Raw genomic sequence first — 6346 nt, 5'->3', positions numbered from 1 at the left:
GCTGCTCCGCTGGCGCTTCTACCACCACTTCCGGACCGACCCCCTGTCTCCCCTGCGCCAGGCGCAGGTGGGGGTGCGCACGCCCGCGCTCGCCCATGACGGAAGGGACCTGGCGGCGGCGCTGATGACCATCCAGGACATTGGCGACCCCCGGGCGCTGCACGCCGCGGTGGAGAGCGCCTTCCCCGGCTCGCGGCTGGAGCTCGCCAGCGAGGCCGGGCGCTTCTCCCTGCACATGCACATGCCCGGGCTGATGCGCCCGCTGGAGGCGGCGGAGCTGTCGGACGGGACGCTGCGCTACCTGTGCCTGCTCGCCGCCCTGCTCTCCCCCCGGCCCCCGCCCTTCCTCGCCCTCAACGAGCCGGAGACGAGCCTGCACCCCTCGCTCCTGCCCGCGCTGGGGCGCCTCATCGCCACCGCGAGCCAGCGGGGCCAGGTCTTCGTCACCACGCACGCGCGCGAGCTGGCCTCCGTGTTGGAGGAGCACGCCGGGGCGACCGTCCTGCCCCTGGAGAAGGCGGGGGGAGCGACGGTGCTCGCCGGGTGAGGGGGAATCAGCGTCGCGGCTGACGTCTCTCGGCGATGCCGTTCGCGAGCTTCACCTGCTGCTTCCAGTGGCCGTAGAGCCGGCCCTGGGAGGCCAGCCTGTCCAGCTCGCGCTGCGTCTCCTCGTCCACCGAGCCCGGGGGCGCGTCCCGGTACGGCGTCCCCGGCAACGGCATGAAGGTGTGCCCGTGTACCTTCGCCCCGAGGTCCGCCAGCCGCTTCATCAGCGTCAGCGTCGCCCTCACGTCCTCCGGTGCCTCTCCTGGCATCCCGAGGATGAAGTCCACGTTCGGCACGAAGCCCGCCTCCACCGCCAGGCTCGCCGCCCTCACCACCGTCTCCACGTCGTGCCCGCGGTGGCTCGCCTGGAGGATGCGCTCGCTCCCGGACTGCCCTCCGATGATGAGGTTGTCGTTGTCCACGTAGCGCTTGAGCAGCGCCAGCGCCTCGGGCGTCACGTGCTCCGGCCGTATCTCCGAGGGGAACGTCCCGTAGAACACCCGCCCCTCGGGGCCCATCGCCTCGCGCACCCTGGCCAGCAGCCGCTCCACCGCCTCCAGGTTCACCGACTCGTCCGCCGTGCCGTAGGACATGGACGTCGGCGTGATGAAGCGCACGTCCCGCTTGCCCGCCTCGCGCAGTACCCGCGTCCAGTGCGCGATGTTCTCCACGCTCCGGTGCCGGAAGCGCGCCTTGCTCATGAAGGGCGTCTGGCAGAACCGGCACGCGTAGATGCAGCCCCGCGTAATCTCGATGGCCCCGAACATCGAGTGCCTCGCCGCGAACGGCGGGTAGGTGTCCAGCAACACGCCCTCACCCCGCCCCCGCGGCACCATCCGCCCGTCCACCAGCCGCGCGAAGCCCCGCGTCTGCCTCGGGTCCTCCCCGCGCACCAGCCGGCCGAGCAGGTCCAGCAGCACCGGCTCGCCCTCGCCCACCGCCACCAGATCGAAGCCCGCCCGCAGCGTCTGCTCGGTCTCCGCCGTGGCGTGCACCCCGCCCGCGATGCACAGCACCTCGCGGCCCTCCAGCCGCTCGCGCACCCAGGCCAGCTCCTCGACCGACGCGGGGAAGCTCGCCGAGTAGAACGACCAAGCCACCACCACCCGGTCCCCCGCGTCGTGGCGCTGGCGCACCGCGGCCAGCAACGACTCCCGATCCCTCGGGAAGTGCAGGGACACGTGCTGCCCCACCGCGTCCGCCTCCACCGCGCCCGCGAGGACGGTGAACGCGTACTTGCCTGGGTACTGATAGCTCAAGATGAGCGAGACCTTGGACGTGGACGACATCTTCATTGGAAATTACGCCGTGAGGCCCTCCACCGCCAGGCGAAGCTCGCGGAAGAGCCGCGCCAGGGCCTCCGGTTGGTAGTGCGCGTTCAACCCGCTCGGATTGGGGAGCACCCAGACACGCGCCCCGCCCAGCGACTCCGGCTGTGGCCCCAGCGAGGCCCGCGGGTGCCCGAAGGCCGTGCGCCAGGCACCAATGCCCAGCACCGCCAGCACCCGGGGCTGGTAGCGCCGCACCTTCCGCTCCAACCGCCGGCCCCCCTCGGCGAGTTCCTCGTCCGCCAGCACGTCCGCCGACACCGTGGCGCGATCCACCACGTTGGTGATGCCATAGCCGAGCGCCAGCAACTCCCGCTGCTCATGGGGGGCCAGCCGGCGCTCCGTGAAGCCCGAGGCATGCAGCGCCGGCCAGAAGCGGTTGCCCGGCCGCGCGAAGTGGTGGCCCACCACGGCCGAGTACACGCTGGGGTTGATGCCGCAGAAGAGGACCTTCAGTCCGGGCGCGATGAGGTCCGGCATCGTCCTGCCCACCGCGGCGAGCAGCTCCTCCTTCGTGGGCCTCCGGGATGACTTCAAACGTTCCTCCCTGGGCCTCAACCTATACCGTCTCCCGCGCGCTGCCATCCCCACCCGAAGGGTGCACCGGTGGACGTCGGCCGCCACGAGGCCCCCTCCCCGAGCCGGCGGGCGGCTACAGTCGTCCCACCATGCGCTCCATCGACATCGAGGATGGGAAGATTGGCTCCGTGCTCGTCGCCGACGACTTCGACCCGTCGCGGTCCGGCAGCCTGGACGTCGTCGTCCGACTGAGCGACGGCCGACGCTTCGGGCTGAGCCTGCTCACCCTGGAGCACCTGCGGCGCCAGCTCGACCAGGTGCTCTGCGTCGCCGCGCCCGGGCTGCTCGTCGTGAGAAACTTCTCCGACGAGGCCATCACCGAGGCGGTGCGCTCTTCCCTGCGCCAGGGCATCGAGCGCTTCGGCGTGCTTCAGCCCCTCATCGACCAGTAGCGAGCGCCGTGAGTTGCTCCCACACCGCCCGCACGTGCCGCTCCTCGGTGCGCGCGGAGCCGATGGCCATGCGCAGCACATAGCGCGCGGGCGCGCCCTCCACCCCGGGCAGCACGGTGTGCGTGAGGAAGGCCTTGCCGCCCGCGTTCAGCCGCTCCAACAACTCGCGGTTGCGCGCGTCCGTGGCCGAGGGCTCCTCGCCCGGACCCGGCCGCAGCCGGAAGCACACCAGGGCCAGCGAGCGCGGCACGGCCAGCTCGAAGCGCTCGTCCGCCTTCACCCAGGACTCGAAGAGTTCCGCCTGCCGCACGTGCTCGCGGATGTAGGCCCGCAGCCCCCTGGCGCCGTAGTGGCGCAGCACGAACCACAGCTTCAGCGCGCGGAAGCGGCGGCCGAGCGGCACCTGCCAGTCCCGGTAGTCGATGACCGCGCCGCTGGCCGTGGCCGCGTTGCGCAGGTACTCCGGCATCACGCTCAGCGCCTCCAGCAGCGCCTTGCGGTCGCGCGTGTAGAAGGCATTGCAGTCGAAGTTGGTGAGCAGCCACTTGTGTGGGTTGAAGGCGAAGGAGTCCACGCCCTCCAGGCCCTCCAGCATGGCGCGGTGCTCGGGGCAGATGAGCGCGGAGCCCGCCCACGCCGCGTCCACGTGCAGCCAGCCGCCCGAGGCGGTGAAGCCCGTGCGCTCCAGCACCTCGCCCAGGGTGCGCAACGGGTCCATGGCCCCCGAGGAGGTGGTGCCCAGCGAGGCGCACACGAAGAAGGGCTGGCGGCCAGCGGCCAGGTCCTCGCGAATGGCCTGCTCCAACGCCTCCGGGCGCAGGCCGTAGCGTGCGTCCGTGCCGAGCTGGCGCAGGTGGACGTCGTCCGACACGCCGCGCACCACGCCGCTCAGCATGGCCGCCTTCAGCACGGACGAGTGCGCCTGCGTGGAGGTGTAGGCCACCAGCTCCGCCTCCCGGCCGAGCTTGCGTCGCACCCGCTCGCGCGCCGCCACCAGGGCCACCAGCGTGGCCTCGCTCGCGGTGCCCTGGATGACGCCGCCGCCAGTGCCCGAGTCCGAGCGGAAGGAGGCCGGCAGCCCCGTCAGCTCGGCCAGCCAGTCCAGCACGCGCGTCTCCAGCTCGGTGGCGGCGGGGCTGGTGGACCAGAGCATGCCCTGCACGCCCAGACCGGCGGACAGCAGCTCGCCGAGCACCGCGGGCCCCGAGGCATTGGCGGGGAAGTAGGCGAAGAAGGAGGGCGACTGCCAGTGGGTGATGCCAGGCAGCACCACGTCCTCCAGGTCACGGAAGACGGCCTCCCAGCCCGCGTCCCCTCCGAGGCCCTCCTCGGGCGGGTGCTCGGGCAGCTTCGCCGTCACCTCGCCCGGGGCCACCGTCGCGCGTACCGGGAAGGACTCCAGCCGGGACCAGTAGTCGGCGATCCAATCCACCATCCGGTGGCCCAGCCGCCGGAACTCCTCGGCGCTCAAGTGGGGCACCGCCCCTTCACGCGCGTTGCTCATCTCGGGTCTCCTCTCGGGGGTCGCCTCATACGCCGGCCCCCGGAGCACGGGTAGTACCGAGTGGAGCCCCCCGCCTACCGGCGCCGGGTGCGACGCAGCAGGCCCCCGAGACCCAGCACCGCCAGCACCCAGGAGGCGCCGGCCGTGCTCGAGCAGCCGTGGAGGGAGAACTCCGCCTCGGGCGACGTCGGCTCGGGGGTGCCGGGCGACGGGCTCGGGGGGGGAACGGGGGGCGACGCCTCGCCCCCCTGGGATGGAACGGTGTCCGGCGTCGGCTCCGGCTGGGGCGGGGACGAGGGCAACACATCCTCCAGCTGCGTCGCCTGCACGAAACCGTCGTGGTACACGACGCCCACCGGCTGGATGGTGTCGCTGCGGTACAGGCCCAGCTTCAGGTAGATGCTGTCCCCCGGGTACATCGTCGCGTGCACGTACCGCGACAGCACGCGCTGGCCGTTGTGCCACAACTCGACGAAGCCCACGGCCGGATCCGGCGACCACTTCACGTGGAAGATGAAGTCCTGCCAGACGCCGCGCTCCAGCTTCACCTTCCACGGCGTCACGCTGTTGGTGAGCGTGAGGCGGATCTCCTCGCCATAGACGAAGAACTCCACGGGGGGAGAACCACAGCAGCCCGAGTGGTGCCACTGGGTGAAGACCTGCCACGTCCTCGCGCTGGGGTAGTCCTGTGGGAACAGCACCTGCCAGCGGTAGTAATACTCCGAGCCCTCCTTCTCGCGTCCCTGGTAGACGAGCTCGTTGCGGTTGCCGCTGGCGTTGATGGGGTCATCCCCCTGCCTCACCGTGGCCTTGAGCGCGTAGCGCCCCTGGTGCACCGGGGACTGCACCAGCTGCAGCCGGTCCGCGCTCACCCGCTGGGTGCTCGAGTACTGGCTGAGGTTGCCCGTCTCGAAGTCCCCCTTCCAGACGATGCCAGCCCACGACCACCCGGGCACCAACACGGCGAGCAGACAAACCAGGAGCTTCTTCACGGCACGCCCTCGGCAATGTTTGACTTCCAACGGGGGGCTCACCGTCTCATGTCCCTCCTTTATTTCAAGCGGCTGTTATTTCTTTTCCCTTGACAGCGGGACGAGCTTTCAAGTGAGCGATTGCCTCCCGTTGCTTGTCTTTTCTAGAGGGAAGCCGAGACGTTGAACCGGGCGGCCAGCCGGGCGGTCAACCCTCGACGCGCCGCGTCGATCCGAGATGGCGAGCGGGCGGCTGACTGCATGCCGGGCTGGTGTATGGTGCCACCCCCCGTCTGCGGTTACCCCTCACGAGAGGGGGGACCCGGGTACACCCATGCTCGTCTTGCGCGATGTCCAGAAGACCGACCTGCCCGGCCTGAAGCGGCTCGCCGCGGTGCTCAACACCGTCAACCTGCCCAACAACGAGGAGACGCTCGAGGCCATCATCGACAAGTCCGTGAAGAGCTTCGCGGGCAAGGTGAAGAACCCCTTCGATCGCGAGTACCTCTTCGTCCTGGAGGACGTGCGCAACGAGCTCATCATCGGCACGTCGATGATCATCGCGCAGCACGGCACCTACGAGGCACCGCACATCTACCTCGACGTGTCAGAGCGCGAGCACTACTCGGCCAGCATCGGCCGGCACTTCCGGCACAAGGTGCTCTCCATCGGGTACAACTACGAGGGCCCCACGGAGATCGGCGGCCTGGTGGTGGATCCGCCCTACCGCGCCACGCCGGACAAGCCCGGCAAGCAGCTGTCCTACGTGCGCTTCCTCTTCATGGCCATGCACAAGCGGCTCTTCCGCCCGCGGGTGCTCGCCGAGCTGCTGCCGCCCCTGCTGCCCGACGGGCGCAGCCTGCTGTGGGAGGCGTGCGGCAAGAAGTTCACCGGCCTCACCTACCTGGAGGCCGACCGCCTCAGCCGGCAGAACAAGGAGTTCATCAAGGAGCTCTTCCCCTCCACGGACATCTACGCCTCGCTCTTCCCCGAGCGCGTGCAGAAGGTGCTCGGCGAGGTGGGCCC

Annotated in this window: 7 protein-coding genes; 3 read left to right on the top strand and 4 right to left on the bottom strand. The window is 70.5% G+C overall.

Annotated elements, in window-relative coordinates:
* The coding region (locus VF794_RS30640) for an AAA family ATPase (protein WP_331116557.1) at window positions 1–547 on the top strand (547 nt) is incomplete at its 5' end.
* A gap of 7 nt (window positions 548–554) precedes the next feature.
* Here the strand turns inward: VF794_RS30640 and VF794_RS30635 are convergent.
* Together VF794_RS30635 and mug are read right to left on the bottom strand one after the other, a co-directional pair.
* A complete protein-coding gene (locus VF794_RS30635; RefSeq protein WP_331116555.1) occupies window positions 555–1835 on the bottom strand; it encodes a TIGR04013 family B12-binding domain/radical SAM domain-containing protein in 1281 nt (426 codons plus the stop codon).
* A 12-nt stretch (window positions 1836–1847) separates the two neighbouring features.
* Window positions 1848–2354, bottom strand: coding sequence for a G/U mismatch-specific DNA glycosylase (gene mug / locus VF794_RS30630; protein WP_331116559.1), 507 nt, complete (start codon window positions 2352–2354; stop codon window positions 1848–1850).
* A gap of 188 nt (window positions 2355–2542) precedes the next feature.
* Between mug and VF794_RS30625 the strand changes: the two genes are divergently transcribed.
* The gene (locus VF794_RS30625; protein WP_331116554.1) at window positions 2543–2845 is read left to right on the top strand and encodes a hypothetical protein; all 303 of its coding nucleotides are present in this window, start codon (window positions 2543–2545) and stop codon (window positions 2843–2845) included.
* On the opposite strand, the gene VF794_RS30620 is transcribed toward VF794_RS30625, so the two are convergent.
* Together VF794_RS30620 and VF794_RS30615 are read right to left on the bottom strand one after the other, a co-directional pair.
* On the bottom strand, window positions 2832–4349 hold the full coding sequence (locus tag VF794_RS30620; RefSeq protein WP_331116552.1) for a pyridoxal-dependent decarboxylase: 1518 nt from the start codon (window positions 4347–4349) through the stop codon (window positions 2832–2834). The genes VF794_RS30625 and VF794_RS30620 overlap by 14 nt on opposite strands.
* 74 nt (window positions 4350–4423) lie before the next feature.
* A complete protein-coding gene (locus tag VF794_RS30615) occupies window positions 4424–5341 on the bottom strand; it encodes a polysaccharide lyase (RefSeq protein WP_331116550.1) in 918 nt (305 codons plus the stop codon).
* 313 nt (window positions 5342–5654) lie between these two features.
* Here VF794_RS30615 and VF794_RS30610 point away from each other — a divergent pair.
* The coding region (locus VF794_RS30610) for an arginine N-succinyltransferase (RefSeq protein ID WP_331116548.1) at window positions 5655–6346 on the top strand (692 nt) is incomplete at its 3' end.

It is taken from the genome of Archangium sp. (genome assembly GCF_036389735.1).
Classification (GTDB): Bacteria; Myxococcota; Myxococcia; order Myxococcales; family Myxococcaceae; genus Archangium.
This window is presented reverse-complemented; position numbering and strand designations above follow the sequence as displayed.

Bases quoted from the DNA above. Each gene is read 5' to 3' on its own strand.
- VF794_RS30635 (WP_331116555.1), bottom strand. From the start codon at position 1,835: ATGTCGTCCACGTCCAAGGTCTCGCTCATCTTGAGCTATCAGTACCCA.
- mug (WP_331116559.1), bottom strand. From the start codon at position 2,354: ATGCCGGACCTCATCGCGCCCGGACTGAAGGTCCTCTTCTGCGGCATC.
- VF794_RS30625 (WP_331116554.1), top strand. From the start codon at position 2,543: ATGCGCTCCATCGACATCGAGGATGGGAAGATTGGCTCCGTGCTCGTC.
- VF794_RS30620 (WP_331116552.1), bottom strand. From the start codon at position 4,349: ATGAGCAACGCGCGTGAAGGGGCGGTGCCCCACTTGAGCGCCGAGGAG.